Genomic DNA, 26,810 nt, shown 5'->3' with positions numbered 1-26,810 from the left:
ACCGCCCGAACACGGCAGAGGGGGATCAGATGTCCGAACGGCACACCGCGTTGCGCTCGATGCACGATCTGGGTCTGGCGGCCTGGTTCGGCGGCTCACTGATGGGCGCGCTCGGCGTCAACGGCGCAGCGGCGCGAATCAACGACTCCACCCAGCGGCTGCCGGTCGCCTCGGCCGGCTGGGCGCGCTGGACTCCGGTCAACGCGGCGGCGATCGGCGCGCACCTGGCCGGCGCGGTCGGCGAGCTGGTGACCGAGAGCCCACGGGTGGCCAGCCAGGCCGGGGTGGCGAAGATGAGCACGATCAAGACGGCGCTGACCCTGGGCGCGCTGGCGGTGACCGGCTACAGCCGGCTGCTCGGCATGCGGCTGGAGAAGGCGGGCAGCCCGTCGGTCGAGGGGACCACCGAGCCCAACTACCAGACACCGTCCAACGTCGCCTCCTGCCAGCGGCAGATGAAGCTGCTCCAGTGGGCCGTGCCGGCGCTGACCGGCGCGCTGGTGGTGGTGTCGTCGTACATGGGCGAGCAGCAGAAGCCCGGACAGGTGTTCCGCGGCCTGCTCGGCCGGGCCGGCAACCTGGCGACCGCACCGGCGGCGCTGGGCAAGATGGCCGGGATGGCCGCGACCAAGCGACCGATGGCCATGGCCGGCAAGTGACCCGTCCTGCGGCCGGCGTCCACCACCCGCGTGGACGCCGGCCGCGCAGCCAGGTGAGGTGGCCATGAGCAGCACGAACCGATCGGGTAGGGGTGCGGAGCGCGGGCCCGGGGCGGCCGCGCCGTGGGGCACCACGGACGGGTTCGACGCCGACCCGCCGTGGGGTGCCGACGAGGACGCCCCGATGGACGAGGGCAGCGAGGAGAGCGCGGTCCCGGAGGGCCGGCGGGGTGAGCGCCGGGCGGCCGGCGCCGGGCCGGGCGGTCCGAAGTCCGGCCGGCACGGCTTCGGCCCGGTCGAGCCGACCCGGGTGACCGAGGCCGGACCGGGCGCGCCGCCGGATCCGGCGCCGTCGGCGCGGTCCTTCCCGGACGACAGCGCCGACGGGGACCTGGCCGACAACTCGCTGGAGGAGAGCACCGGGATGCATCCGGAGGGCATCACCCGACGCGGCTGAGCGCCCGCTCCCGGCGGCGCCGCCGCGTCGATCAGCCGGACCCGGCGGGCCGGCGGTCGACCCGCCGGGCCGCCGCCGCCACGGTCAGGCGGGCCGGTGGTCGGCCCACCGGGCCGCCCGCCACCGCAGCGGTCAGGAGCCGGTGCCGTCCTCTCCCGGCCGGCCCAACGCCGACGGCTCGTTCTCCGGCACGGGCGGCTCGGCCACCGGATGCCCGGTGTCGTCCACCAGGCCCGGGGCCATGCTGCCGCCGTGCGCCTCCTCGGCCTCCCGGGTCGCCCGGGGATCCCGGTCGTCCCGCGCCGTGGCGCTGCCGTCGTCCCGCCGCTCGTCCACGTGTCCCCCTCGCTGTCGGTCCTCGGCACCGCCGGTACCCGGCGCCGGTCGACGGAAACCTCAGGCCGGCGCGGCGGCCGTGCCGACCCCGAGCAGACCGGCCAGCCGGGCGGCGTCGCGTTGGGCCTGACCGTCGCAGCAGTTGTTCATCAGCACGTGCAGCTCGGCGCACTGCTCGGCCAGTTCGCGCAGCAGCACCGCCCAGCGGGCCAGCTCCTGCGCGCCGTAGGCGTAGCGGAACTTCTCCTGCTTGTCGCCGCTCTCCCAGGCGGTGCTGTGGCCGTGGAACCGGACCACCGCGAGGTCGGCGGTGGCGGTGAGGATCGGCGGCACCGACGACGGATGCCCCTGCGGCATGTCCACGCAGACGTAGCCGAGGCCGTGCTCGCGCAGGAAGGTCACCGTGTCGACCACCGCCTCGTCGCTGAACCAGGAGGAGTGGCGCAGCTCCACGCCGACCCGCCAGGGCTGGCACCGCCGGGCGGCCGCCAGGATCCGCTGCTTGGCGGCCTCACCGCGGGTCAGCCAGGGCGGGAACTGGAGCAGCACGGCACCGAGCCGGTCGGCCGCCGCGAGCGGCGCCAGCGCCGCGTGGAACCGGTCCCACAACTCGTCGTACGCCCCGGCGGGCAGGTCCCGCCAGCGGATCCGGCTCGCACCGCCGGCCGGTCGCAGTTCGCGGGGCAGCGCCGCGACCGGGGTGTGGTGGCCGGTGAAGAGGCGGAACGCCTTGACGTCGAAGGTGAAGCCGTCCGGGGTGGCCGCGGCCCAGCCCTCGGCGGTCTCCGGCGTCGGGATCGCGTAGTAGCTGGTGTCCACCTCCACCAGCCCGAACCGCTCGGCGTAGAAGCCGAGGCGGCCGGCCGGGCTGTTGACGCCGCGCGGATACCAGCCGGAGCGGACCAGCATCTGGTCGGCCCAGGAGGACGTGCCCACCTTGATGACACCCATGTAATTCAGTGCACCGCCATCCGGCGGGATCGGCAACCGGAGCCGTCCGGTGTGGAGCGCGGGCAATGTCGGGGGGCAGCCGTACGGTGGCCGTGGTTCTCGAGGGAAAGGCGGGCGGTATGAGCGTCTCCAACCAGGTCCTCACCGGCGAGCGGGCGGACCTGCTGGCCACCCTGCGACGGCACCGCGGCTTCCTGCGGCAGACCGTGCACGGGCTGACCGACGAGCAGGCGGCGGCCCGGAGCACGGTCAGCGAGCTGTGCCTCGGCGGCCTGATCAAGCATGTGGCGGGCACCGAGCAGCGGTGGATGCGCTTCGCCGAGGGTGGCGCCGAGGCGATGCAGCGCGAGCCGATCGACTGGGCGGCCCAGTTCCGGATGGTCGACGGCGAGACGCTCGCCGGGCTGCTCGCCGAGTTCGACCGGGTGGCCGAGGCGACCGACGCGCTGATCGCCACCCTCGACCTCGACGCGGCCCACCCGCTGCCCCAGGCGCCCTGGTTCGAGGCGGGGGCGAGCTGGACGGTGCGCCGGGTGCTGCTGCACCTCATCGCCGAGACGGCGCAGCACGCCGGGCACGCCGACATCATCCGGGAGTCGATCGACGGGGCGAAGACGATGGGCTGACCCGGTCGCCGATGACCGGTCACGCCGGTTTGAAGGGTGGGCCTGGCGCGGGTCCGGTGTGACGCCAGCAGCGGCGGCGGCGCTGAGGGACACGAGATGAACGCCCACCGCATGGACCAGGAGACCGTCGAGCGACTGCTCGTCGGTCCGGTCAGTGATCCGCAGGACGGCACCGAGGTGCTGGTCCGGCTCCTGGCCGCCGTCCGCGCCGCCCCGCACCCGCACGAGTTCGGCGGCGAGGCGGCCGCCCTCCAGGCGTTCCGGGCGGCCCGGGCCGGCACCGCGGTCCCGCCGGCCGCCCGCCCCGCGCGCCGCCGCCCCCGCCTGCTCGGGGCGAGGCTCGCCCTGGCCGCCCTGCTCGCCGCCGGCAGCGGCGGGGTGGCGCTGGCTGCCGTCACGGGCACCCTACCGGGCCTGCCCGGCCGGGCCGAGCCCAGCGCGGCGCCCCGCGTCAGCGGAGCCGGCGGCCCCGACTCGCCAACCCCGGTCCGGGACCCCTCCCCCACCCCGGCCGGCCGCCCGACCGGCGGCCCCGACCGCCCGGCCGCCGCGCTGACCGGTCTCTGCACGTCATACCGGGCCGGGCCGGCCGCGAGCCGGCGGCAGGTGCTGGGCACCGCGCCCTTCGCCGACCTGGTCGCCGCCGCCGGTGGACCGGACCGGGTCGACGACTACTGCGACCGGCTGGTCAACCGGCCGCCGACCGGCGACCCGTCGAAGCGGCCGACGCCGGCCGACCGCCCGCAGCACACCCGGACCGTGCCGGCCGTTCCCGCCACACCACCCGTGCGGCCGGACGAGCCGACGGCGAACCGCCCCGCCACGGTCGGGCCGCCCCAACGCTGACCCGGCCGTCCCGACCGCGACCCTCCGCCGGACCCGCCGGGCCGACGGGCCCGCGACGGTCGGTCCGCTCGACGCTGATCCGGCCGTCCTCCGCCCCGCGGGCGGCGGCCGGTGGCGGTTGATAGCTTGCCCCGATGACTGCGCGGCGTCGCCGGACGGCGATCCTCCTCCGCCTGGCCGTCCTGCTGGGCGTGCTGGCCGGCATCGTGCTGACCGCGCTCGGTCCGGCCACGCTGACCGGCCTGCTGCCCTACTTCACCATCCAGAGCAACCTGGCGGTCGGCGTCTTCGCCGGATACGCCGCCGTTCGGGCCGGGCGGGGCCGGCCGGAGCCGCCGCCCGCGCTCAAGGGCGCGGTCACCCTCTACATCACCATCACCGGCACGGTGTACCACCTGGTGCTGGCCAATCCGGCCAGCCCGTTCGCCATGGTCCAGCCGGACCGGACCCCGGGCGAGTGGTGGGGCAACCAGTTCCTGCACACGATCGTGCCGCTGCTGGCGGTCGCCGACTGGGCCCTGGTCGACCGGCGGGGCCGGCTCCGCCCCCGGTACGCGGCCTGGTGGCTGGCGTTCCCGGTGGCGTACCTCGGGTTCGCCCTGGTACGCGGCCTGCTCGTGCACCGCTACCCGTACCCGTTCCTCGACGTCGGGCAGCTCGGCTACGCCGGCGTGGGGCTCAGCGCGCTCTTCTTCGCGTTCGCGTTCTGGCTGCTCGGCCTTCTTTTCGTCGGGGCGGACCACGCCCTGGCACGGGGCTCCCGCCCCACCCCGGCCGCTACAGCCGGCACCGACCCGGCCGGGTCGGACCGGGTCGGCGACCCGGTGGGTTGACGGCCGGGGGCGGGCGCCTACCCGGCGGTGGCCCGGTGCGGCTGTCCCGGCCCGGACTGCCCGCCGCGCAGGCGCGGACTGGTCCGGCCCGGGGGCCGCTCGCGGCCGAACGAGTCCGCGCGACCCCAGCGCCCCGGCACGTCGGTCAGTTCGATCCGCCCGTACCCGACCGGGATCTCCGGCCTCACCAGCAGGTTGTCCCCGCAGGGGCGCAGCCCGAGCATGGTGGCGAGCAGCATCAGCAGCGCTCCCGAGGCCCAGGACTGCGGCCGGCCGGCGGCCGGGAGCCGGACCGGGTACTTGGTGACCTCGCGGGGGTAGCCGGCGATCACCTCCGGCACCGAGCCGCCCATGGTCTCCACCACGGCGAACATGCCGGCGGCGATCCGGGCCGCCTCGGCGTCGTGACCGTAGCGGCGCAGGCCGGCCGCGATCAGCGCGTTGTCCGACGGCCAGACCGCGCCCAGGTGCGGGCCGACCGGGTTGTACGGCCGCTGCCCGGTGGCGTACGTGCGGACCCCCCAGCCGGTGAAGAGCTCCGGGCCGGACAGGTGCGCGGCGAGGGCGGCCGAGCGCTCCGGGTCGACGATCCCGGTGAAGAGCAGGTGGCCGAGGTTCGAGGTGAGCGCGTCGACCGGCTCGCCGTCCGGGGTCAACGCCAGCGCGTAGTACTCCCGATCGGGCAGCCAGAAGTCGCGGTTGAAGCGGTCCCGCAGCCGGGCCGCGTCCGCCTCCAGGCGGTCGGCATAGGCCGGGTCGTCCCAGAACTCGCGGGCCAGCCGGGCGCCGCGCATCCTCGCGTCGTACGCGTACCCCTGCAGCTCGCAGGTGGCCCGGGGGAAGGGTGGCTGGCGGCCGTCCCGGTCGGCGACGGCGTCGGGTGAGTTCCGCCAGATCTGGTTGGCCACCCCGGTGAGGTCGTTGCGGGTCTGGTAGCGCAGGTAGCCGTCGCCGCACAGGTCGCCGTACTCGTCCAGCCAGTCCAGCGCCATCCGGGCCGGGTGGCGCAGCTGCCGGACCAGGTCGCCGTCGCCGCTCCACCGCTCGTACTCGTCGAGCAGGACCACGAAGAGCGGGGTGGTGTCGGCCGCGCCGTAGTAGATCGCGGTGGGCTGCTCGCCGAACGCGGCCGCCTCGCCGTAGCGCAGCTCGGCGAGGATCTTGCCGGGTTCCTCGTCGTGGTAGTCGTCGAGCTGCCCGCCCTGCACCGAGGCGAGCAGGTGCAGGGTGGCCGGGGTCAGCTCGGGGGTGAACGGCAGGGTCTGCAGACAGGTGATCATGGCGTCCCGGCCGTAGAGCGCCATCGCCCAGGGCAGGCCACCCACCGGCACCGGCTCGCGGTAGGTCAGCGGCACGTACCGCAGCGCGGCCAGGTCGGTCAGCGCCTGCCGGTACGCCGACTCCAGGGACTTGCGGTCGGCGACCAGTTGCGGAGCCCTGTCCAGCCAGCGCGTCAGCTCGGTGTTCATGGTGTGGTGGACGTGCTCCCGGTGCGACTGCAGGCTGGCCCGCAGGTCCCGCCCGCCGGCCCCGTGGATGATCGTGGCGACGACCAGATCGGTGTGCCACTCCCCGTTCGGCGCGAGCCGGATCTGGAAGGTCATCCCCTGCTCGTCGACGGCCACCGGCTCGGTGCTGGTGACCAGGGTTTCCCGGATGAACTCGTCCCGCTGGTGGCGCAGGCGCAGCTGCCGGCGGTTCGAGTCGGCGGCGACCACCGGCCGGCGCGGGGCGGGGCGCAGGATCTCGGAGGTGTCGGCGAAGTCGCTGCCGATCTCCAACCGCACGGTGTACTCGGCCGGCTGGACGGAGTGGTTGAGCACGGTGAGGCGCTCGTGGAAGCTCTCGTCGAGGGACCGGTGCCGGATCACCGAGATGTCCGAGTCGACGTAGTGGCTGGCGGTGCCGGGGACCAGCACGAACCGGGTCTCGAAGTAGGTCAGCTCGTCGCGGGACAGGGCGTGCAGCCGCTCCCCGTCGACGCTGAGCACCCAGCGGGACAGGAACCGGGTGTCGAAGGAGAAGAGGCCGATCGGGGCGTACGGGTCGACCTCCATGTCGCCCTGCGTGTCGCTGAGCGCGAACGAGTTGCCGGACAGGACGTGGACCAGGTGCGGCCTCATCGCGACCCGCCCCGGGCGACGTCGCGGGGGTGCCGGGCGTCGGCCGGCCCGGGAAAGATCCGGCGCAGGGTCATCAGCAGCTCCAGGTTGCCCTCCACGGTGAGGTCGTTGCGCAGCAGCGCCGCCGCCACGTGCTCGCGGCCCTGCGCGATCCGGTCGAAGACCCCCCGGTCGGCCCGGATGACCAGGTCGGCCACGTCGAAGCTGCGGCTCACCCGCACCTCCTGCCGGTCGATGGTGAGGTGCCAGTGCTCGGTGCTGCCGCCGTCGCGCAGGTCGAGGCGGAGCGTGCCGCGGATGTACTCCGCCAGGTCCGGGTGCCGGCCAGCCACCCGGTCGTTCAGGTAGTCCGCCGCCGCGTCGCCCATCGGTGCCTCCCCCGTCCGGTCGTCCCCGCAGGGTCCCCGGCCGCGGGGTGAGCTCAACTCACCCGCTCCGGGTGAGCGGAGCGTGCCCGGACGGGGTATGCCGGAGCCATGCCGATGCCGACCGACGCCACCACCGAGCGGGTGCTCGGCGCCCTGCTCGCCATGCAACGCCAGTCCTGGGAGCAGGGGGTGACCGGGCAGGCCCTGCTGGACCTGGGCCGGGGTGAGCTGGCCGTGCTGGTCGCCGACGCCGCGGTGACCCGGCAGCGCCCGGACGGTCGGCTCGGTGACGTCTCCGGCGAGGCGGGCGCGGTCAACGGCGCCGCCTGCGGCGAGGTGGTCCGGTACGCGGCCGGGGCCGACGGGGACCCGCGCTTCGCCGCCGCCCTCGACGCGCAGCTCGACTGGCTGGTGACCCGGGCTCCCCGGGCCGCCGACGGGACCCTGTTCCACCTGCTCGACAGCCGTCAGGTCTGGGCCGACACGGTGTACATGGTGGTGCCGCTGCTGGCCCTGTGCGGCCGGACCGACCTGGCCGCCGCGCAGGTCGCCGGGCACCGCCGCCGGCTGTACGACGCGCGCAGCGGCCTGTACGCGGCCCGCTGGGACGAGGACCGGGGCACGCTGGACCGGCCGGAGCACTGGGGCACCGGCAACGGGTGGGTGGTCGCCGGGATCGCCCGGGCGCTGCACCTGGCGACGCACTGGCCGGCCGGGCTCCGCGACGAGCTGGCCGGGCACGCGGCGGCGGTGCTCACGGCCTGCCTGGCGTACCGGGGCGCGGACGGGCTCTTCTCCGACGTGCTGGACGACCCGGGCACGTTCCGCGAGGCCAACACCGCCCAGTTGCTGGCGTACGCGGCGCTGACCGGGGTGGCCGACGGCTGGCTGCCGGCGTCGTGGCGGGAGACCGGCGCGCAGCTGCTGGCGGCGGCGGACCGGCGGGTCGACCGGTACGGGCGGGTGACCGGGGTGAGCGGCGCCCCCGATTTCGCCCGGCCGGGCACCTCCCCGGAGGCGCAGGCGTGCCATCTGCTCGCCCACGCCGCGCTGGCCCGGGCGGCGGTCAGCCCCGCAGGATGAGCCCGCGCACGTACGCGGCCTGGCCGGCGTGCTGCAGGTCGTCGTCGAGCACGCTGAGCAGCCGCACGCCGAGGGTGACCGGCGGGTCCCAGTTCTCGTCCACCACCCGGTCCAGGTCGGCCGCGGACAGCCCGCGCAGGTACGCCAGGGTCCGGTCCAGCACCGCCCGGTGGTAGTCGAGGAGCGCCTGCCCGTCCTCCGGCCGGACCGCGGCGACCTGCTCGGGGCCGTGCCCGTACCCGGTGTCGTCCGGGTCGGCGGGCAGCCCGAACCGGCTGGCCCGGTCGCCGTCGAGCCAGAGCTGTCCGCCGCCGATCAGCTCGGACAGCTGGCTGTCCTGGATCCGGGTCAGGTGCCAGACCAGCCAGCCCACCGGGTTCGACCCGGGCGCCGGCGCCCGGCGCAGCTGCTCGGGGCTCAGCCCGGCCACTGCCCCCTCGACCAGGCCGGGCAGCCGGCCGTACGCCTCGGTCAGCAGGTCGCCCACGTCCACGGCTGCACGCTCCTCCGTCGTCGGGATGGCAGTTCCGCAGTACCGCCATCCGGGCCCGGCAAACCTCCCCCTTAGGCTGATCATGTGGTCGCGGCGCTGGAGCTGTATCTGGACACCGACGCCACCCGGCGGATCCGGGTGCTCTGGGACGCGCTGGAGGCCGAGGGCGTGCAGAGCATGCGGTCGCTGCTGGAGCAGCGGCACCGCCCGCACGTGTCGCTCGCGGTGGCGCCCCGCTTCGACCCGGAGCGGGTCGCCGAGGCGCTCGCCGGGACGGTGGTGGCGGCGCCGCTGCGCCTGGAGTTCCAGCACGCCGGCCAGTTCGTCGGCCGGGTGCTCTGGCTCGGTCCGGCGGTCACCACCGAGCTGCTCGCGCACCACGCCCGGGTGCACCACCGGCTGGCCCGGGCCGGCATCGAGCTGGCCGAGCACTACCAGCCGGGGCGCTGGGTGCCGCACTGCACGCTGTCGATGCGGGTGCCGAACGCGCTGATGGCCGCCGCGGTGCGGCGCTGCCTGGAGATGCTTCCGCTGACCGCCACGGTGGTCGGCGCGGCGATCGTGGACCACACCCGGGGCATCGCCCGCCCGCTGACCTGAGCGGCGACGCCCGGCGCGGCCCGGCTCAGCGCGGCTCAGCGCGGTTCAGCGCGGTTCAGCGCGGCTCAGCGCGGCTCAGCGCGGCTCAGCGCGGTTCGAGGTCGAGGAGGAAGGTCGGGTAGTCCGGTTGCGGGCAGGGGTCGCCAACGTGGCCGAGGCGCTCGTAGAAGGGCGCGGCCCGCTCCCGGTGCGCCTGCCACTCCAGATGGCGGCAGCGCACGGTCGCCCAGCGCGACACCGCATCGAACAGCGCCCGGCCCACTCCGTGCCGGCGTCGTCGCGGGTCGACGTAGAGGTCGTGCAGCCGGGCGGTGCGGTGGGCGTCGCCGGAGCGCAGGTGCGGGCCGAGGTCCTGGGCGGCGGCGTACCCGGCGAGCCGGCCGGCGGCCACCGCGCCGAGCAGCGCCCACCGCGGGTCGGCCAGCAGGCGCCCGAAGCGCTCCCGGTGGGCCGCGGCGGGCTCGTCGCCCACCCCCATGTCGCACAGCATCGGCCAGAGGGCCGGCCAGTCCGCGGCGGTCAGCGCCCGTACGCTCGTCACGCCGGCAGGATCCCGCGGCGGCGCGCCCGCGGACCACCGATTTCCGCCCGGCGGCGCGCGGCGTACCGCCACGACTGGCCGGTCCGCCGGATGTGCATACACTGGCCGCATGGGGCAGCTCAGGTGACCGGCGCGGGCGCGCCGACCACGGCGTACGGTCATGTCTGTCTGGCCTTCCACGACCCGGCCGCGCTCGACGCCCGTGCGGTGCGGTTCCTCGCCGCCGGGCTGGCCGCCGGTGAACGGGTCGGGCTGATCGCCGCCGGCGGCCGCGACGAGCTGGCCCGCCGGCTGGCGGGGCTGCCCGGCCTCGACGACGCGCTGCGCCGGGGCGCGGTCCAGCTCATGTCGGTGCAGGACAGGTACCGTTCCGACGCGATCATCGACCCGGAGGCCCAGGTCCGGGCGTACGCGGCGGCCACGGACGAGGCGCTCGCCGCCGGTCACACCGGGCTGCGGGTGGTGGCCGACGCGACGTCGCTGGTCCGCACCGCCGCCCAGCGGGCCGCCTTCGCCCGCTACGAGCACCTCATCGACCGGTTCATGCGGCACCGCCCGATGTCGGCGATCTGCGCGTACGACCGGCGGGTGCTGGGCGAGGCGGCGATCGAGGAGCTGGCCTGCCTGCACCCCGAGGGCAACACCGAGGTTCTGTTCCGGCTGTACGCCCTGGCCGGGACGGAGCCGGTGGCGCTGCACGGCGAGCTCGACCCGTCCAACCACGAGCAGTTCGCCGCCGCGCTGGACCGGGCGAACCCGCGACCGGTCGACGGCCGGCTGCTGGTGGACGCGACCGGGTTGCGGTTCGTCGACCACCGGAGCCTGCTGCACCTGCGTGACCATGCCCGCCGGCACGGCGCGACGGCGGTGCTGCGCACCTCCCGGGCGGGCACCGCCCGGCTGGTCGAGCTGTTGGAGCTCGCGGAGGTCACGGTCGAGGTGGCGCGATGAGGACCGGTGCCGCCGCGGGCCACGTCGGCTACTTCCACGAGGCCGTGCTCTACGACTCCGACGAGCATCTGCTCGCCGTGGTGGTGCCGTTCCTGCTGGGCGGTGTCGCGGCCGGCGAGCCGGCCATCGTGGGCTTCGGCGAGCGCAACGCCGAGCTGGTCCGTCGGGCGCTGCCCGCCGGTGCCGAGGTCACCTTCCTGCCGGGCGGGGAGGTCTACGCCCGCCCGACCAGCGCGATCCGCTCCTACCGCAAGCTGCTGGCCGGGTACGTGGCGCAGGGCGTGGGGCAGATCCGCATCGTCGGCGAGCTGCCGCCGATCGTGTTCGGCGCCACCTGGGACTGGTGGGCCCGTTACGAGTCGGCCATCAACCACGCCTACGACGACTTCCCGCTGTGGAGCATGTGCGCGTACGACACCCGCCGCACGCCGCCGCCGGTGCTCTCGGACGTGGCGCGCACCCATCCCCGGGTGGCCCGGCCGGACGGCAGCCACCCGCCGTCACCCACGTACACCCCGCCGGAGAGCTACCTGACCGAGCCGCGGCCGATGGTGGTCGACCCGGTGCAGCGGACGGCTCCGCTGGTCGAGCTGACCGACCCGAGCCCGGCGCGGGCCCGCGCGGCCGTGCAGGCCGCCGACCGGGGCCACCTGCGGCCGGAGGTCGTCGAGGACCTGATGGTGGCGGTCAGCGAGATGGTGACCAACGCGCTGCGGCACGGCACCGCACCGGTGCGGCTGCGGTTGTGGAGCGCCCGGGACCGGATCGTGGTGACCGTGCACGACCGGGGCGAGGGCCCCAAGGACCCGTACGCGGGTCTGCTGCCGGCCGGCGACGGCAGCGCCGGCGGTCTCGGGTTGTGGATCAGCCACCAGGCCTGCGACCACGTGTCGCTGCACCGCGAGGCCGACGGTTTCACGGTCCGGTTGACGGCCGGGAACCCGCACGTCCCGGTCTGACCGGGTCAGCCGTCGGTGAGGACCACGTGCAGCCGGCGCGGCCCGTGCACGCCCTCCACCCGGTTCAGCTCGATGTCGCTGGTGGCCGAGGGTCCGCTGATCCAGGTGAGTGGCCGGTCCGGGGTGAGCCGGGCCAGCGCCTCGGGCACGCCGGCGACGACCTGCTCGGGGTGGACCACGCAGACGTGCAGGTCGGGCAGGAGGCTGATGGCGCGCCGGCCCTGGTCGGCGCCGGCGTCCAGGATGATCGTGCCGGTTTCGGCGACGGCGACCGCCGCGGCGGTGACCACCGCGTCCAGCCTGGCCAGCCGGGTGGCGGGCAGGCCGTCGTCGACCAGGACCTCGACCGCCCCGGGCCGCCACTGCGCGGGCAGCCCCGCCGGCACCACCACGGTCCGCGCCCCGGCGGCGGCGAGGATGCCGGCGACCGCCTCCGCGACGCCCGCCCCGGCCACCCGGTGCACCTCGGCCCGGTAGTCGGTGAGCCGGCCGGCGAGCCGGTCGAGCAGGTCGGGGTGCCCCGGCGGCCGGTCGCCCCGGTCGCGGGGCGCGGGGCCCGGCTCGGGCACGGCCGGCGGTGCCCCGGCCAGCGCCGCGCGGAGCCGGGCGAGGACCACCTCGCGCCCGGTCACGACCCGCTCCGGTGCTCGGCCCACCATTGCCGGAAGGTCTGCGGGGGTGCCGCCGGCATGTCCCGGCTCGCGGTCCAGCCGTTCAGCGGCGGGGGCAGCGCGCGGCCGGCGAGCCGGCCGAGCCCCGCGGCGCGCTGCGCGGCCGCGTACAGCGCCGGGTGGTCCATGGTGTACGCGGCCGCGGCCATCGCCGCCGCCTCGGTGCGCGGGTGCGGCGCCTGCGCCCGCAGGTGCACCAGGATGGACGGGATGTCGATCATCACGGGGCAGGCGTCGTAGCAGGCCCCGCAGAGCGAGGACGCGTACGGCAGCGAGGCGTTGTCGGCCACTCCGGTCAGTTGCGGGGAGAGCACCGCGCCGATCGGTCCCGGGTAGACCGACCCGTAGGCGTGCCCGCCGGTGCGCTCGTACACGGGGCAGACGTTGAGGCAGGCCGAGCAGCGGATGCAGTGCAGCGCCTGCCGCCCGACCTCGTCGGCGAGCACCGCGCTGCGGCCGTTGTCGAGCAGCACCAGGTGCACCTGCTGCGGCCCGTCGCCGGGGGTGACCCCGGTCCAGAGCGAGGTGTACGGGTTCATCCGCTCCCCGGTGGACGCCCGGGGCAGCAGTTGCAGGAAGACCCCGAGGTCGGCCCAGCGGGGAATGACCTTCTCGATGCCCATCACGGTGATCAGGGTCTCCGGCAGGGTCAGGCACATCCGGCCGTTCCCCTCGGACTCGACCACCGCGAGGGTGCCGGTCTCGGCGACGGCGAAGTTCGCCCCGGAGACGGCCACCCGGGTGGCGAGGAAGGTCTCCCGCAGGTGCCGGCGCGCGGCGGCGGCCAGGACCGCCGGCTCGTCGGTGAGCGCCGGGTCGACCCCCGGCATCGCGCGCAGGAAGATCTCCCGGATCTCGGCCCGGTTGCGGTGGATCGCCGGCACCAGGATGTGACTGGGCCGGTCGTCGCCGAGCTGGACGATCAGCTCGGCCAGGTCGGTCTCGACCGGTTCGATGCCGGCCGCTTCGAGGGCCTCGTTGAGGCCGATCTCCTGGGTGGCCATCGACTTGACCTTCATCACCCGGTCGGCGCCGGTGGCCTGGACCAGCTCGGTGACGATCCGGTTCGCCTCGACCGCGTCGGTGGCCCAGTGCACGGTCCCGCCGGCCGCGGTGACCGCTGCCTCGAGTTGTTCCAGCAGTTCCGGCAGGCGGGCCATGGTGTCGGCCTTGATCGCCCGGCCGGCCGCCCGCAGCTGCGGCCAGTCCGGCACCTCGTCGATGACCGCCGCCGATTTGGCGCGGATCGTGCCGGTGGCGTGGCGCAGGTTGCGCCGCAGCTGGGCGTCGCCGAGTGCCCGGCGGGCGGCGGCCGGGAACGGCTCCGTCCCGCGCAGGTTGCCGACGCCGGGCGGGGCGGTGGCGGGCATGCCGAGGAAGGTGGTCCGGCCGGCGCCGCCGCGGCCGCTCATCGGGCCACCGCCGCGGTGTCCCGGCTGGCCGGGCCGGTCCGGTCCCGGCCGCCGGGAGGGTCGGTGTCGGCCTCCGTGGCGGCCAGGATCTCCGCGAGGTGCACGGTCCGCACGCCGGCCCGCAGCCGGGACAGTCCGCCGCCGATGTGCATCAGGCAGGAGGCGTCCCCGGCGGTGCACACGTCGGCCCGGGTGGCCAGCACGTGGCGCATCTTGTCGGCCAGCATGGCCGTGGAGGTGTCCGCGTTCTTCACCGCGAAGGTGCCGCCGAAGCCGCAGCACTGCTCGGCCTGCGGCAGCTCCACCAGGTCCAGGCCGCGTACCGCGCGCAGCAGGCGCAGCGGCCGGTCCCCCACCCGCAGCAGGCGCAGCGAGTGGCAGGTCGGGTGGTACGTCACCCGGTGCGGGTAGTAGGCGCCCACGTCGGTCACCCCGAGCACGTCGACCAGCAGCTCGGACAGCTCGTAGGTGCGTCGCCCGACCTCCGCCGCCCGGCTGGCCAGCGCGTCGTCGCCGGCGCGGCGGGCCACCATCGGGTGCTGGTGGCGCACCGACCCGACGCACGAGCCGGAGGGCGCCACCACCACGTCGTACGGGGCGAAGACCCGCACGTGCCGCCGGACCAGCCGCACCGCCTCGTCCGGGTAGCCGGTGTTGACGTGCATCTGCCCGCAGCAGGTCTGGTCGGTGGGGAAGTCCACCTGGTGGCCGAGGCGCTCCAGCAGCCGTACCGTCGCCGTGGCCGCTTCGGGGAACAGCGTGTCGGCGAGGCAGGTGACGAACAGGGCGATTCGCATGTCCAGCCCTCCCGGCTCGGTCCGGCCGCGTCGAGAGGGCGGGGCGGGGCGGGGCCCGCGCGCCGACGACGGTACCGTTGCGCCTCATCATGCCCCGCCGGCCTGACGCTGGCGAACCCACGGAGGATGGCGAATGTCCAACGGCGAGGAACCGTTCGCACCCCACGACGACGGGTCCGGGCGGCCCAGGTTCGAGACGACGTTGCGCGGCTACGACAAGCGCCAGGTCGACCGGTACGTCGAGCGGCTCGACGGCGAGCTGACCGCGCTGACGGCCGACCGGGACCGGGCGTACGCGCAGGCGCGGGAGCTGGCCGCGCAGGTGCAGCGGGCGCACACCGAGGCGGCCGAGCTGCGGCAGCGGCCGGCGCCGGTGGACCGGGCGTCGTTCCGGGACCTCGGCCCGATGGTGGACCAGATTCTCGACCTGGCCGAGAAGCAGGCCGGCCAGATCAGCGAGGCCGCCGCCAGGCGGGCCGCCGACCTCCAGGCCCAGGCGGAGAAGGTGCTGGCCGCGGCGCAGGAGGAGGTCGACCGGGAGCTGCGGGCGCTGGAGGAGGAGCTGACCAGCCGCCGCGCCGAGCAGGAGAAGGCGGACGAGGAGCGGCGGGCAGCCGCGCAGGCGGAGCTGACCGCGATCCGGGAGCTGGCGGAGAAGCTGCGCTCCGAGGGGCAGGCCGCCCACGACCGGGCGCAGCAGGAGGCGAAGCGGATCGCCGAGCAGACCACCCAGCAGGTGGAGCAGGCCCGTTCGGCGTCCGAGGCGCTGGTGAAGGCGGCCCGCACCCAGATCCAGCAGGAGGTGCAGGCGAACCGGAGCAAGGCCCAGCAGGAGCTGGCCCAGTGGCAGGCGACCATGGCCCGCGAGCTGGACGAGCGGCGGGCCGCCGCGGAGCAGGAGCTGGCCGACCGGGCCAGCGCCGCCGAACGGGACATCGCCGCGCTGGTCGCCGAGGCCCAGCAGTACGCCACCGAGGTGCGCGAGCGGGCCGACGAGGAGCACGCGGCCCACCAGGAGCAGCTCGCCACCGTGCAGCAGGAGCTCCAGCAGCGACAGGAGGCCGTGGCGGAGCTGCGCGCCGAACTGGACACGGTGGCCGGGGAGCTGGAGCAGACCCGGCAGGAGATCACGGCGGTCGAGCAGCAGGGCGCCGACCTGGAGGAACGCCTGGTGGAGGTGCGCCGGGAACTGGCCGTCGAGACCCGCCGGCTGGACGAGGCCCGGCGGGCGGCGGACCTGGCCGAGCAGCACGCCAAGGACACCCGGGCCCGGGTGCAGCGGGAGGCGAAGCGGGTGGCCGACCTGGCCGCGGCGGCGGTCATGGCGGCGGCCGCGGGTGGCGGGGAGACGGCCGAGTACCCGCAGGTGGGTGTCCGCCCGGTGGTCGAGCCCGCCGGTCCCGTCCCGGTGGACCAGCCGGCGGCCGAGCAGCCGGGCGCCGACGAACGCCCCGAGCGGCCCGCGCTGGACGGTCCGAGCTTCAACGCGTTCGCGGTGCGTACCCCGGCGCCGCGCAGCGCCCCCGAGGCGGAGGCCACCGGGGCGGCGGCGGCCGACCCCGACGCCGGGGTTCCGGCCAACGCCTGACCCGGCGGGTCCTGACCGGCGTCCCCGCCGGACGCCGGTCAGGAGCCGCCCGGCATCGGGAACCCTTGCCCCCGTACGTTGAAGCATGCAAATATTCTGATCACTTTGCGTGTGCTTCCGACTTCGGGGGGTTGATCAAGATGCGGAAGGTTTCCTCGATCGCCGCGGCGGTCACACTGGCCGCCGGGTGCACCGGCGTCGCGGTGGTCACCGGGACGGCGCCGGCGAGCGCGAGCTGCAGCCACGCCCACAGCAACATCGACACGGCGTACGGCCAGCTCTTCAACGCCAGCAACGTCAACATCCGCTCCGGCCCGCACACCACCTGCGGCTCGGCGGGCTACGGGCAGTTCAGCCACAACGTGGACTTCCACTGCTACGGCAGCGGCGACCGGGTCACCGCGAACGGCCACACCACCTACACCTGGACCTACCTCCGGGACACCACGACCGGGGTGTCCGGCTGGGTCGCCGACGCCCTGCTGGACGGCCTGGGCAGCGGCATCGCCTGCTGACCGTCCCCACCCGACGGCCCGCCAGCGGGCAGGATGACCAGGCATGGACGCCACCGACCCCATCCTGTACCCGCCGATCGAGCCGTACGCCACGCACCGGGTCGCCGTGGGCGACGGCCACGAGCTGTACGTGGAGGAGGTGGGCCGGCCGGACGGCGTACCGGTGGTCTTCCTGCACGGCGGACCGGGCGGCGGCCTGGTGCCGGCGGCCCGGCGGTTCTTCGACCCGCACCGGTACCGGGTGGTGCTGCTCGACCAGCGCGGCGCGGGACGCAGCACGCCGCGCGGATCGGTACACGCCAACACCACCTGGCACCTGGTGGCCGACCTGGAGCTGATCCGCGAGCGGCTCGGCATCGACGCCTGGCTGGTGTTCGGCGGATCGTGGGGGGTCACCCTCGGCCTGGCGTACGCGCAGACCCATCCCACCCGGGTCACCGGCCTGATCCTGCGGGGCGTACTGCTGCTGCGCCGGGCCGAGCGCGACTGGTTCTACCAGCACGGCCTGCACCACCTCCAGCCCGAGGAGTGGGCCCGGTTCGTCGCGCCCATCCCACCCGACGAGCGGTACGACGTGCTGGCCGCGTACCACCGGCGGCTGCACGGGACGGACCAGGCGCAGGCCCGGGCCTGCGCGGCGGCCTGGGGACGGTGGGAGGCGGTGAACTCCGGGCTGCGCCCCGACCTCGGCCTGCTGGCCCACTTCACCGCCGACGAGCACGCCCTGCCGGTGGCCCGGATCCTGTCCCACTACGCGTGGAACGGCGGCTTCCTCACCGGCGACGACCACCTGCTCGACGGGGTGGACCGGATCCGCCACCTGCCGGCCGTGCTGATCCAGGGCCGCTACGACCTCTGCTGCCCGCCGGTGTCCGCGTACGACCTGGCACGGCGCTGGCCGGAGGCGGAGCTGCGGATGGTGCCGGACGCCGGCCATTCGGCGGCGGAACCGGGCATCGCCCGGGAGCTGCTGCGCGCCACCGACGAGTTCGCCACCCGGCTCGCCGGCTGACGGGCGCGACGCCCGGAGCAGCCGGTACGCGGCGTCCCAGCGCCGCCCAGCGCCGCCCGGCGCGGAACCAGCCGGCGGCGGCGATGAGGGCCGGTTCCTCCCGCACGACCCACCCGCGCTGTTCGCCGCCCTGCCCTCCGGCCATCGCCCCTTGCCCCCACCGCCCCTTGCCCCCATCGCCCCTTGCCCCCATCGCCTTTGCTCTGCAGCCATCGCCGCAGCACCGCACGCAGCGTGACTGCTGCGTATATGGCTGCAGAGCAAAGGCGGCGAGAGCCATCCCCCGGTCGAGCCGGGCTGCCGACCATAGTCGCAGGTCAGTGACGAGACGCCAGCTCTCGACACAGACCAGCGGGCACCGGGGCAGCTCACGCAGAGTGACCTCGCGTCGCACCCGCCGGTCAACAGCCGCGGACCGCGTCGCCGATCACCGAGTCGACCGTCACACCACCCGGACGCCGGCCGTTACGCCTGGTTTGCCCCACCCGGCTGGGGGTAGGGGGCCAAGGGCCCGGTCATTCGCCCAATCGAGAGGGACCCGCCCTGATGGACCGCAACAACCCCGCCAAGGCCGTCAAGGCCGCCGTCGAGACGGCTGCGGAGAAGGTGACCGACGTCCTCACCCCGGACGTCCCGGGCGCGCCCGGCAGCGCCCCACCGACCGTCGACGAGCCGACCACGCCGCACGACCCGCTGCCGCCGAAGAAGGAGCAGGGCACGCCGGAGACCCGGACCCCGACCGGCGCGGAGACGGGCGTGCCGCCGACCGCCAAGGGACAGCAGGGCGCCTACCTGACCACGTCGCAAGGGGCCAGGCTGCGCGACACCGACCACTCGCTGAAGGCCGGCCCGCGGGGGCCGATCCTGCTCCAGGACCACCACTTCCGCGAGAAGATCACCCACTTCGACCACGAGCGCATCCCCGAGCGGGTGGTGCACGCGCGCGGCACCGGGGCGCACGGGGTGTTCACCGGCTACGGCACCGCCGAGACCCTGACCCGGGCCGGTTTCCTCAAGAAGGGCCGGGAGACCCAGGCCTTCGTCCGGTTCTCCACGGTCCTCGGCTCCCGCGGCTCCGCCGACACCGTGCGCGACACCCGTGGCTTCGCCACCAAGTTCTACACCGACGAGGGCACCTTCGACCTGGTCGCCAACAACATGCCGGTCTTCTTCATCCAGGACGCGATCAAGTTCCCGGACATCATCCACGCCGGCAAGCCGCACCCGGACCGGGAGATCCCGCAGGCGCAGAGCGCGCACGACACCTTCTGGGACTTCGTCTCCCTGCACACCGAGGCGCAGCACCACACCATGTGGAACATGTCCGACCGGGGCATCCCCCGCTCGTACCGGACCATGGAGGGGTTCGGCGTGCACACCTTCCGGCTGGTCAACGACGCCGGGGAGACCGTGCTGGTCAAGTTCCACTGGAAGCCGAAGCTGGGGGTGCACTCCCTGGTCTGGGAGGAGGCCCAGCTGATCAACGGGGTGGACCCGGACTTCCACCGCCGCGACCTCTACGACGCCATCGAGGCCGGCGCGTACCCGGAGTGGGAGCTGGGCATCCAGGTCTTCCCGGACACCCCCGAGGAGACCTTCGCCGGCATCGACCTGCTCGACCCCACGAAGATCGTGCCGGAGGAACTGGCGCCGGTGCAGCCGATCGGCCGGCTCGTGCTCAACCGGACCCCGACGAACTTCTTCGCCGAGACCGAGCAGGTCGCCTTCCACGTCGGCCACCTTCCGCCGGGCATCGACGTCACCAACGACCCGCTGCTGCAGGGCCGGCTCTTCTCGTACGTCGACACGCAGCTCACCCGGCTCGGCGGGCCGAACTTCTCGCAGATCCCGGTGAACCGCCCGCACGCCCCGGTCAACGACATGCTGCGCGACGGCTTCCACCAGCACGCCGTGCACGCCGGAGTGGCGCCGTACCGGCCGAACTCGCTCGACGGGGGCAACCCGTTCCCGGCCGGCGACAAGGAGAACGCGTTCGTCGACGTGCCGGTGACCGTCGCGGAGGCGCCCAAGGTACGCGCCGCGCCGGCCTCCTTCGACGACCACTTCAGCCAGGCCCGGCTCTTCTGGCTGAGCATGTCCCCGGTCGAGCGGGAGCACATCATCCGCGCCTACACCTTCGAGCTGGGCAAGTGCTACCGCCAGGAGATCCGGGAGCGGCAGCTGCGCTGCCTGGCCAACATCGACCCGGTGCTCTGCGCCCAGGTCGCCGCCGGTCTCGGGTTGCCCGCGCCGGAGCCGACCCTGCCGCTCGCCGACGTCCAGCCCAGCCCGGCGCTGTCCCAGGTGGGGCGGGAGTGGCCGGCCGACGGCCGGATGGTCGGCATCGTGGTGGATCCGGACGGCGACCTGGACGACGTCGCCCAGGTCCGGATGGCGGTCTTCAGCGCCGGCATGGTCCCGCTGCTGATCGGTCCGCACGGCGGCGCCGTGCGTGGCACCCCGGTGCAGCGCAGCTTCGCCACCGCCCGGTCCGTCGAGTTCGACGCGGTCCTGCTGGCCGGCGCCCCGACGCCGGCCCCGGACGCGCTGCCGGCCCGGGACGCCAAGGCCGGCGCCGCGGGCGTTGCGACGGTGGATCCGCGGGTGCTCCTGCTGGTCGAGGAGGCCTGGCGGCACGCCAAGGCGATCGGCGCCTGGGGCGCCGGGACCGAGGTGCTGCGGCAGGCAGGCGTGGCCGGCACGCCGGGCGTGGTGTCCGGCGACTCCGGCGCCGAGGTGCTGACCGCCGTGCAGCAGCTGATGGCGGCGCACCGGGTCTGGCAGCGCTTCCCCGCCTCGGTGGGCTGACCGCGCGGCTTCCGGGCACCCGGGGCCGTTCCCGCCACCGCGGGGACGGCCCCGTCCGCTGTCCACGGCACGCCGGACAGCCAGGCGCGTCGGACGGTCAGGGGGTCGGACGGTCGGGCCCCTCGGACGGTCAGGTCAGCGGGGACGGTGACTCGGCGCCGGGAATCAGGATCGACGGTCGGCCCGACCCGTCGGCCGGCACCGCCCACACATCCGGCCGGCCGTCGTACCGTCGCAGCGTGTAGGCCAGGGTCCGTCCGTCCAGCCAGGCCGCCTGGTCGTCGACGCTGGCGGTCTCGGCGGTGGCGGTCACCCGCATGGTCATCAGGTCGAGCACGGACAGCCGCCAGCCCTTCGCCGGGTCGCCGTCGAGCGCCTGCTTGAAGGCGATCCGGGTGCCGTCGGGCGAGAGCGACGGGCACTCGACGTTTTCCCGGATCGTGATCACCCGCCGGGCCGCGACGTCGCCCCGGACCAGGTAGCGCTTTCCGCCGGTGGACATGGTGGCGTAGAAGAGGTTGTCGTCGGCGCCGAAGGTGACTCCCCAGAAGTTGACGTCGGCGCCGCGGTGGGGCCGACCGTCCCGGATCACCGCGAACCCCTCCAGCGAGGCCACCGTGGCGCCGGTGCGGGTGTCGAGGATCCCGGTGCGGGTGGAGAAGCCGCTGCTGGTGTAGGAGTCGCCGCCGACGAAGGTGGTCCAGGCGATCATCCGGCCGGACGGCGAGACCCGGGCCCGGTTGGGCAGCCCGGTCAGCGGGAGGGAACGGGTCGGCCGCAGCGCCGCGTCGAGCACGAGCAGCCGGTAGGTCCAGGCGTCCACGGCCGCCAGGCACACGCCGGTGCCTGCCGCGGCGTACACCCGCACGCACTCGGTGCTGGCGACGGTGCGTGGCCCGGCGGGGTCGGCCGCGGCGACCGAGGAGACGTGCCGGTCGGTGACGGCGAGCAGCCGCGGTCCGCGATCCAGGGTGACCGTGCCGGCCACCGCGGGCGGCGGCGTGCGGGCCGGTTCGGCGGCGACGGCGGCGTAGCCGGCCGCCGCCGCGCCGAGCAGCAGGGCGGCGGCGGTCACTACGGCGAGCTTCGCCCGGGTGGTCAGCGGGGTCATCGGGCGGTCCTCCGGGGCACGAGGCGGGACGCGGGAAGCAGCAGGGGCACCGAGACCGCCAGCACGCCGAGGGCGGCGACGGCGGCGAGCCGGATCGCGGTCTGCGGTCCCCAGGCCTGCCAGGCAGCGCCGAACAGGACCGAGGAGAGCAGGTACGCCAGCGCCTGTCCGGTCTGCACCAGCGCAATGCCGGTGGTGCGCAGCCGCGCCGGCACCACCGGACCGGCGAGCGCGACCAGCACCCCGTCCGTGGCGGCGTAGAACACCCCGTACAAGGTGAGGGTGAGCGCGAGCAGCGGCCAGCCGGCGACCGGGCCGGCCAGCAGCAGGTACGTGAGGGCGAGCGCGGCGTACCCGCCGACCACCACAGGCAGCCGACCGATCCGGTCGGCGAGGGCGCCGAGCGGGGCGGCGAGCAGCAGGTACGCCAGGCTCGTGCCGACCGCGAGCAGCGGGAACCAGCGCAGGGCGACGTCCTCCCGCTGCTGCAGCAGCAGGTAGACGAAGCCGTCACCGACGGTGGCCAGGCCGAGCAGTGCGGCGGCCAGCAGCAGCCGGCGGGCTGACCGGTCGCGCAGCAGGCCGCACGCCTCGCGTACCGAGACCCGGGCGTCGCCGGTGCCGCCCGGTGGGTCGGGGCGTTCCCGGACGAAGAGCACGAGCACCACGACGGCGAGCGCGGCGACACAGAAGCTGGCCACGAAGACGGCGTCGTAGGACTGCCCGACGGCGAGCAGCACCGCCAGAGCGACCAGCGGCCCGAGGAATGCGCCGAGGCTGTCCATGGCGCGGTGCACCCCGAACGCCCGGCCCAGCGCCTCCGGTGGTGTGGAGAGCGTGATGAGCGCGTCGCGTGGCGCGCTGCGTACCCCCTTGCCGAGGCGGTCGACGGCGATCACCGCGCCGATCGCCGGCACCGAGCGGCCGGCGAGCAGCAGGCCGAGCTTGGCCACCGCGGAGAGGGTGTAGCCCAGGCCGGCGACCAGCTTGCGCCGGCGGAACCGGTCGGCCGCGAAGCCGCCGATGATCCGCAGCAGCGCGGTGGTGCCGGCGTACAGGCCGTCGAGCACGCCGAAGGCAAGCGGGCTCAGGTGCAGGCCGAGCACCAGGTAGAGCGGGAGGACGGCGGTCACCATCTCGGCGGAGACGTCGGTGATCAGGCTGACCGTGCCGAGGGCGACGACGTTGCCGCCGACCAGGGCGAGGCCTCGGCGGGCACGGCCCGGCGCGGGCGGGTCGGTGACCGGCCGGGAGACGGTGGACAGGTACACGGGACCTCTCCTCGGGTGGGCGGGTGACGGTCAGCCATCGTCCAGGCCGGCCCCGCCGGTCACAACGGACGGTGCGTGCCGGGCAGGCGGGCGGTCGGTGAACAGTCACCAAACGTCGATGTGTTTGCCTGCCTGGATCCGCTGTTCACCCGTTCGTCGCCGGCCGGCCGACCGGCTCCCCTACGTTCCATCCGCTTCCCCAACATCCCGACGGAAGGGTTTCCGGATGGCTCTTCGACTCCCCCACCCCACGGTTGCGCTCGGCGCGGTGGCGGCGCTGCTCACCACCACCGCCGTGGTGGTCGGCGCCGGCCCGGCGTCAGCGGCGGGCGTGACCTTCACGCCGGTGGCCGACACGTACGTGCAGAGCGACACCGCCACCACCAACTACGGCACCTCGACGCAGCTCGTGGTGGACAACTCCCCGGTCCGCCGGCTGTTCCTGCGGTTCACGGTCAGCGGGGTCAGCGGCACGGTCACCAGCGCCAGGCTGCGGCTGCGCACCATCAGCGGCAACAGCGGCAGCGACGCCGGCGGCACGTTCCGGGCGATGTCGAACACGACCTGGTCGGAGACCGGCACCACCTGGAACAACCAGCCGGCCCTCGACGGCGCCCCGCTCGGCGCGATCGGCGCGGTGGGCGCGGACAGCTGGTACGAGGTGGACGTGACGGCGCAGGTGACCGGCAACGGCACCTACAGCTTCGGGGCGACCTCGGCCAGCGGCGACGGCGCCTACTACGACACACGGGAGAGCGGGGCCGACGCCCCGCAACTGGTCGTCACCACCGGCACCAGCACGCCGTCCGCGGACCCGGTGCTGGTCGGGGTGGGCGACATCGCCAACTCCGGCTCCGGCGACAGCGCCACCGCGACGCTGCTCGACGGCATCACCGGCACGGTCTTCACCACCGGCGACAACGTGTACGACAACGGCACCGCGGCGGAGTTCTCCGCCTACTACGAGCCCACCTGGGGCCGGCACAAGGCGCGTACCCGCCCGTCGCCGGGCAACCACGACTACAACACCTCGGGCGCGAGCGGCTACTACGGCTACTTCGGCAGCCAGGCCGGCCCGAGCGGGCGCGGCTACTACTCGTACGACCTGGGCAACTGGCACGTCGTCTCGCTGAACTCGAACATCAGCATGGCGGCCGGCTCGGCGCAGGAGCAGTGGCTGCGGGCGGACCTGGCCGCCAGCGGCAAGCCGTGCACCCTGGCGTACTGGCACCACCCACTCTTCACGTCCAGCGCCAACCACGCGCCGTCGACCTCGACCCGCCCGCTCTACCAGGCGCTCTACGACTACAACGCCGACGTCGTGGTGTGGGGACACAACCACGTCTACGAGCGGTTCGCCCCGATGAACCCCAGCGGCGGCTACGACGCCGGCCGGGGCCTGCGCAGTTTCGTGGCCGGTATGGGCGGGGCCAGCCACTACACCTTCGGCACCATCCAGCCCAACAGCGAGGCCCGCAACGCCACGGCGTACGGGGTACTCAAGTTCACCCTGCACTCCGGCGGCTACGACTGGCGGTTCGTGCCGGTCGCCGGGCAGACGTACAGCGACAGCGGTTCCGGCTCCTGCCACTGATCCGCGGGGCGGCCGGTCGGGGCGAGGTCTGCCCCGGCCGGCCGTCCGTCCGGGGTCAGCGGCCCCGCTTGGCGCGCAGGATTTCCACGGGGAGGGCCGGCGCGCCGTCGACCGGCGCCGGGTCCTCGGGCGTGGCGGCGATGCCGCCGGCCGCGATCCGGTCCAGGGTGGCCAGTCCGGCCGCGTCGATGGTGCCGAAGACGGTGTAGTTGGGGCGCAGCGCCGAGTCGGCCTGGACCAGGAAGAACTGGCTGCCGTTGGTGTCCGGGCCGGCGTTGGCCATGGCCAGGGTGCCCCGGGCGTAGAGCCGGCGCACGCCGGTCGGGTCGGTCGGGGCCGGCGGCAGGTCGGTGGGGAGTTCGTCGGCGTACCGGTAGCCGGGCCCGCCCTCGCCGGTGCCGGACGGGTCGCCGCACTGCAGCACCGTCAGCGTCGGGTACGCGGTGAGCCGGTGGCAGGGCGTCCGGTCGTAGAACTTGTGCCGGGCCAGGTGCAGGAAGCTCTGCACGGTGCAGGGGGCCTGCTCGCGGTCGAGGGTCAGCCCGATCGGGCCCTGGTTGGTGCGCAGGGTGACCCGGACGGTGCCCCGGTCGGGGGTGTGCCGGGGGGCCGGCGGCAGCGGCACCGGCCGCGCGGCCGGCTCATCCGGGGTCGGCGTGTACGCGCACGGGCCCCGGGTGGGCGCGGGCTCGGCGGGGGGCGCGGCGATCGCGGCGCCGCCGGTGGCCACCAGCGCGGCGGTGACCACCGCCACGCCGGCGAGGCGGGACAGCAGCGGGACGGCGTGCGGCCGGGTTGTGCTCGACACCTGGGTCCTCCCTGGACTCGTGGTACCAGAAAGACCGGAGTCTATGGATCCGGCGGCCCGATGTCGACGCTCGGTGGAGCCGGGGCTCCAGGGACTCATCACCTGCTCCGCTGCGTGCGGGATTTCAACCCGGACGGGCCGCCGGCCCGGTCAGCGCCGGGTCGTCGTGGTGCGTGGCACCATCTCCGGCGACCACCGCACGTCGTACCGGGCCGCGGCGACGCCCTGGGCGAAGGCCTTCGCCGCCGCGGGCGGGCTGCCGATCCGCCAGTCCAGTTCCTTGTTCACCTCGAACCAGATCAGCCCGATGATGTCCGGGTACGCGGGCAGCGTCCGGAAGGCCTGCTTGATCCACTCCGCCTTGCGACCCGCGCCGTTCGAGGCGCCGGTCTCGGTGATGACCAGCGGTTTGTGGGTGAAGGTGCGGATCTCGGCGTGGGTCCGCTTGAAGATCGCGTCGAAGGAGAGGTACCGGGAGAACGCGCCGGTGCCGTAGTAGCCGGTGATACCGACCCAGTCCACGTAGGCGTCGCCCGGGTAGTACGCGGCGAGCCGCGGGGTGCTGTCGCTCCACCGCACGTTCGCGCTCCACACCCAGGTGACGTTGGTGGCGCCGGCCCGACGGAACACGTCGTGCACGTGGCGCCACGCCTTCACGTAGTCGCCGGGCCGGTTGCCGTTGGTCAGCTCGCACCACGGGTACCAGTCGCCGTTCATCTCGTGGGCGAAACGGATCGCCACCGGGTAGCCGAGCGACCGGATGCCGACCGCCCAGGAGCGCAGGTAGCTGTCGAAGTGCCCGTCGGCGATGCGGGCCAGCCGGTAGCGCGGCTGGTTGGCCCGGAGCCGGTCGATCTGGCGGGCGGTGAGCTTCTGCTTGCGGGCCGTCTGGTCGATCCGGTAGTTCCACGGCTCCCAGCCCAGCATCGGCATCATGCCGCGCGCCTTGATCCGGTCGAAGAGCGCCCGGTCGAAGGTGGCGGTCGCCCACCCCTCGCTGAAGAGCATGACCTGCGGCTGGTGCCTCGCGGCCGCGGTGAACCGGTCCAGCGGCCGGAAGTCGTGCGGGCCCTTGTCGGTCATCACCCCGATGAAGGTCCGGCCGGCCGGCGGGAACACCGGCGGCGGCGGTGCGGGCGACGGGCTCGACTCGACCGGCGCGACCACACCGGGGGTCGGCCGGGCGAGCCGGTCGGCGGCCTGGTCCGACCGGCCGCCGGCCACCGTGGCCGGGGCCACCGCGAAGGCGTACGTCAGCAGCAGCAGGCCGACCAGCGCCAGCACCACCCGAGGTACGGTCAGCCGCAGCACGGCACACCCCCCTCGCCCGCCGCCCGCGCCACCGGCGCCGGCCGCTCCCCCACGCCGGGCGGCACCGGCTCGCCGCGATCACCGGG

At 74.9% G+C, this 26,810-nt stretch carries 27 protein-coding genes; 14 read left to right on the top strand and 13 right to left on the bottom strand.

Annotated elements, in window-relative coordinates:
• The first annotated feature begins 29 nt into the window (after positions 1-29).
• Together LQ51_RS05605 and LQ51_RS05600 are read left to right on the top strand one after the other, a co-directional pair.
• Complete coding sequence (locus tag LQ51_RS05605) at positions 30-659, top strand: hypothetical protein (protein WP_046563585.1); 630 nt, start codon at positions 30-32, stop codon at positions 657-659.
• A gap of 64 nt (positions 660-723) precedes the next feature.
• A complete protein-coding gene (locus LQ51_RS05600) occupies positions 724-1,116 on the top strand; it encodes a hypothetical protein (protein ID WP_046563584.1) in 393 nt (130 codons plus the stop codon).
• A gap of 132 nt (positions 1,117-1,248) precedes the next feature.
• Here the strand turns inward: LQ51_RS05600 and LQ51_RS05595 are convergent, their stop codons facing one another.
• Entirely contained in the window at positions 1,249-1,452 is a 204-nt protein-coding gene (locus tag LQ51_RS05595) for a hypothetical protein (protein WP_046563583.1), read from the bottom strand.
• Between the two features lie 60 nt (positions 1,453-1,512).
• A complete protein-coding gene (locus tag LQ51_RS05590; RefSeq protein WP_046563582.1) occupies positions 1,513-2,403 on the bottom strand; it encodes a DUF72 domain-containing protein in 891 nt (296 codons plus the stop codon).
• 119 nt (positions 2,404-2,522) lie between these two features.
• Here LQ51_RS05590 and LQ51_RS05585 point away from each other — a divergent pair, with 119 nt between their 5' ends.
• The 3 genes from LQ51_RS05585 to LQ51_RS05575 all read left to right on the top strand — a co-directional run bounded on the left by LQ51_RS05585 (position 2,523) and on the right by LQ51_RS05575 (position 4,708).
• Complete coding sequence (locus tag LQ51_RS05585; protein WP_046563581.1) at positions 2,523-3,029, top strand: DinB family protein; 507 nt, start codon at positions 2,523-2,525, stop codon at positions 3,027-3,029.
• A 96-nt stretch (positions 3,030-3,125) separates the two neighbouring features.
• Positions 3,126-3,875, top strand: coding sequence for a hypothetical protein (locus LQ51_RS05580; RefSeq protein ID WP_156312980.1), 750 nt, complete (start codon positions 3,126-3,128; stop codon positions 3,873-3,875).
• A gap of 134 nt (positions 3,876-4,009) precedes the next feature.
• Positions 4,010-4,708: a Pr6Pr family membrane protein gene (locus LQ51_RS05575; protein ID WP_197087536.1), complete on the top strand. Its 699-nt coding sequence runs from the start codon at positions 4,010-4,012 to the stop codon at positions 4,706-4,708.
• 17 nt (positions 4,709-4,725) lie between these two features.
• Here the strand turns inward: LQ51_RS05575 and LQ51_RS05570 are convergent, their stop codons facing one another.
• Together LQ51_RS05570 and LQ51_RS05565 are read right to left on the bottom strand one after the other, a co-directional pair.
• Positions 4,726-6,831 carry an amylo-alpha-1,6-glucosidase gene (locus LQ51_RS05570; protein WP_046563580.1) on the bottom strand — a complete coding sequence of 702 codons (2,106 nt, stop codon included), beginning with the start codon at positions 6,829-6,831 and terminating at the stop codon, positions 4,726-4,728.
• Complete coding sequence (locus tag LQ51_RS05565) at positions 6,828-7,199, bottom strand: SCP2 sterol-binding domain-containing protein (RefSeq protein WP_046563579.1); 372 nt, start codon at positions 7,197-7,199, stop codon at positions 6,828-6,830. Before LQ51_RS05565 ends, LQ51_RS05570 begins: the two co-directional genes overlap by 4 nt.
• A gap of 108 nt (positions 7,200-7,307) precedes the next feature.
• Here LQ51_RS05565 and LQ51_RS05560 point away from each other — a divergent pair, with 108 nt between their 5' ends.
• Complete coding sequence (locus LQ51_RS05560; protein WP_046563578.1) at positions 7,308-8,282, top strand: glycoside hydrolase family 88 protein; 975 nt, start codon at positions 7,308-7,310, stop codon at positions 8,280-8,282.
• On the opposite strand, the gene LQ51_RS05555 is transcribed toward LQ51_RS05560, so the two are convergent.
• Complete coding sequence (locus LQ51_RS05555) at positions 8,266-8,775, bottom strand: mycothiol transferase (RefSeq protein ID WP_046563577.1); 510 nt, start codon at positions 8,773-8,775, stop codon at positions 8,266-8,268. The two genes, LQ51_RS05560 and LQ51_RS05555, sit on opposite strands and share 17 nt — an antisense overlap.
• Positions 8,776-8,859: 84 nt before the next feature.
• Here LQ51_RS05555 and LQ51_RS05550 point away from each other — a divergent pair, with 84 nt between their 5' ends.
• Complete coding sequence (locus LQ51_RS05550; RefSeq protein WP_046563576.1) at positions 8,860-9,375, top strand: 2'-5' RNA ligase family protein; 516 nt, start codon at positions 8,860-8,862, stop codon at positions 9,373-9,375.
• Between the two features lie 85 nt (positions 9,376-9,460).
• On the opposite strand, the gene LQ51_RS05545 is transcribed toward LQ51_RS05550, so the two are convergent.
• The gene (locus LQ51_RS05545; RefSeq protein WP_046563575.1) at positions 9,461-9,916 is read right to left on the bottom strand and encodes a GNAT family N-acetyltransferase; all 456 of its coding nucleotides are present in this window, start codon (positions 9,914-9,916) and stop codon (positions 9,461-9,463) included.
• Between the two features lie 123 nt (positions 9,917-10,039).
• On the opposite strand from LQ51_RS05545, the gene LQ51_RS05540 reads away from it, so the two are divergent.
• Both LQ51_RS05540 and LQ51_RS05535 read left to right on the top strand, forming a co-directional pair.
• The gene (locus LQ51_RS05540; RefSeq protein WP_046563574.1) at positions 10,040-10,867 is read left to right on the top strand and encodes an MEDS domain-containing protein; all 828 of its coding nucleotides are present in this window, start codon (positions 10,040-10,042) and stop codon (positions 10,865-10,867) included.
• Positions 10,864-11,826: a sensor histidine kinase gene (locus LQ51_RS05535; RefSeq protein ID WP_046563573.1), complete on the top strand. Its 963-nt coding sequence runs from the start codon at positions 10,864-10,866 to the stop codon at positions 11,824-11,826. Before LQ51_RS05540 ends, LQ51_RS05535 begins: the two co-directional genes overlap by 4 nt.
• A gap of 5 nt (positions 11,827-11,831) precedes the next feature.
• Here LQ51_RS05535 and LQ51_RS05530 read toward each other — a convergent pair whose 3' ends face one another.
• From LQ51_RS05530 to LQ51_RS05520, 3 genes are read right to left on the bottom strand one after another with little or no spacing between them, the layout of a single operon-like run.
• Positions 11,832-12,458, bottom strand: coding sequence for a LutC/YkgG family protein (locus LQ51_RS05530; RefSeq protein WP_231605415.1), 627 nt, complete (start codon positions 12,456-12,458; stop codon positions 11,832-11,834).
• Positions 12,455-13,909, bottom strand: coding sequence for a lactate utilization protein B (locus tag LQ51_RS05525; protein WP_046563571.1), 1,455 nt, complete (start codon positions 13,907-13,909; stop codon positions 12,455-12,457). Before LQ51_RS05525 ends, LQ51_RS05530 begins: the two co-directional genes overlap by 4 nt.
• Positions 13,906-14,706 (bottom strand): (Fe-S)-binding protein, encoded by an 801-nt coding sequence (locus tag LQ51_RS05520; RefSeq protein WP_082159282.1) that lies wholly within the window; start codon positions 14,704-14,706, stop codon positions 13,906-13,908. Before LQ51_RS05520 ends, LQ51_RS05525 begins: the two co-directional genes overlap by 4 nt.
• A 133-nt stretch (positions 14,707-14,839) precedes the next feature.
• Between LQ51_RS05520 and LQ51_RS05515 the strand changes: the two genes are divergently transcribed.
• From LQ51_RS05515 to LQ51_RS05500, 4 genes are all read left to right on the top strand, one after another.
• Positions 14,840-16,294, top strand: a complete 1,455-nt coding sequence (locus LQ51_RS05515; RefSeq protein ID WP_046563570.1) for a hypothetical protein — start codon at positions 14,840-14,842, stop codon at positions 16,292-16,294.
• Between the two features lie 140 nt (positions 16,295-16,434).
• On the top strand, positions 16,435-16,809 hold the full coding sequence (locus LQ51_RS05510) for a hypothetical protein (protein WP_046563569.1): 375 nt from the start codon (positions 16,435-16,437) through the stop codon (positions 16,807-16,809).
• Positions 16,810-16,852: 43 nt separating this feature from the next.
• Positions 16,853-17,821, top strand: coding sequence for a prolyl aminopeptidase (pip, locus tag LQ51_RS05505; RefSeq protein WP_046563568.1), 969 nt, complete (start codon positions 16,853-16,855; stop codon positions 17,819-17,821).
• Positions 17,822-18,367: 546 nt separating this feature from the next.
• Positions 18,368-20,629 (top strand): catalase, encoded by a 2,262-nt coding sequence (locus LQ51_RS05500; protein WP_046563567.1) that lies wholly within the window; start codon positions 18,368-18,370, stop codon positions 20,627-20,629.
• Between the two features lie 130 nt (positions 20,630-20,759).
• Here LQ51_RS05500 and LQ51_RS05495 read toward each other — a convergent pair whose 3' ends face one another.
• On the bottom strand, positions 20,760-21,740 hold the full coding sequence (locus tag LQ51_RS05495; RefSeq protein WP_046563566.1) for a TolB-like translocation protein: 981 nt from the start codon (positions 21,738-21,740) through the stop codon (positions 20,760-20,762).
• Positions 21,737-23,011, bottom strand: a complete 1,275-nt coding sequence (locus LQ51_RS05490) for an MFS transporter (protein WP_046563565.1) — start codon at positions 23,009-23,011, stop codon at positions 21,737-21,739. The genes LQ51_RS05495 and LQ51_RS05490 overlap by 4 nt, the downstream gene beginning before the upstream one ends.
• Positions 23,012-23,237: 226 nt before the next feature.
• On the opposite strand from LQ51_RS05490, the gene LQ51_RS05485 reads away from it, so the two are divergent.
• Complete coding sequence (locus tag LQ51_RS05485) at positions 23,238-24,605, top strand: CBM96 family carbohydrate-binding protein (protein ID WP_046563564.1); 1,368 nt, start codon at positions 23,238-23,240, stop codon at positions 24,603-24,605.
• A 55-nt stretch (positions 24,606-24,660) separates the two neighbouring features.
• Here LQ51_RS05485 and LQ51_RS05480 read toward each other — a convergent pair whose 3' ends face one another.
• Both LQ51_RS05480 and LQ51_RS05475 read right to left on the bottom strand, forming a co-directional pair.
• Positions 24,661-25,413 carry a peptidylprolyl isomerase gene (locus tag LQ51_RS05480; protein WP_046563563.1) on the bottom strand — a complete coding sequence of 251 codons (753 nt, stop codon included), beginning with the start codon at positions 25,411-25,413 and terminating at the stop codon, positions 24,661-24,663.
• A 150-nt stretch (positions 25,414-25,563) separates the two neighbouring features.
• Positions 25,564-26,724, bottom strand: a complete 1,161-nt coding sequence (locus tag LQ51_RS05475) for a glycoside hydrolase family 26 protein (protein WP_046563562.1) — start codon at positions 26,722-26,724, stop codon at positions 25,564-25,566.
• Positions 26,725-26,810 lie beyond the last annotated feature (86 nt).

The organism is Micromonospora sp. HK10 (assembly GCF_000982955.1).
Taxonomy (GTDB): domain Bacteria; phylum Actinomycetota; class Actinomycetes; order Mycobacteriales; family Micromonosporaceae; genus Micromonospora.
This window is presented reverse-complemented; position numbering and strand designations above follow the sequence as displayed.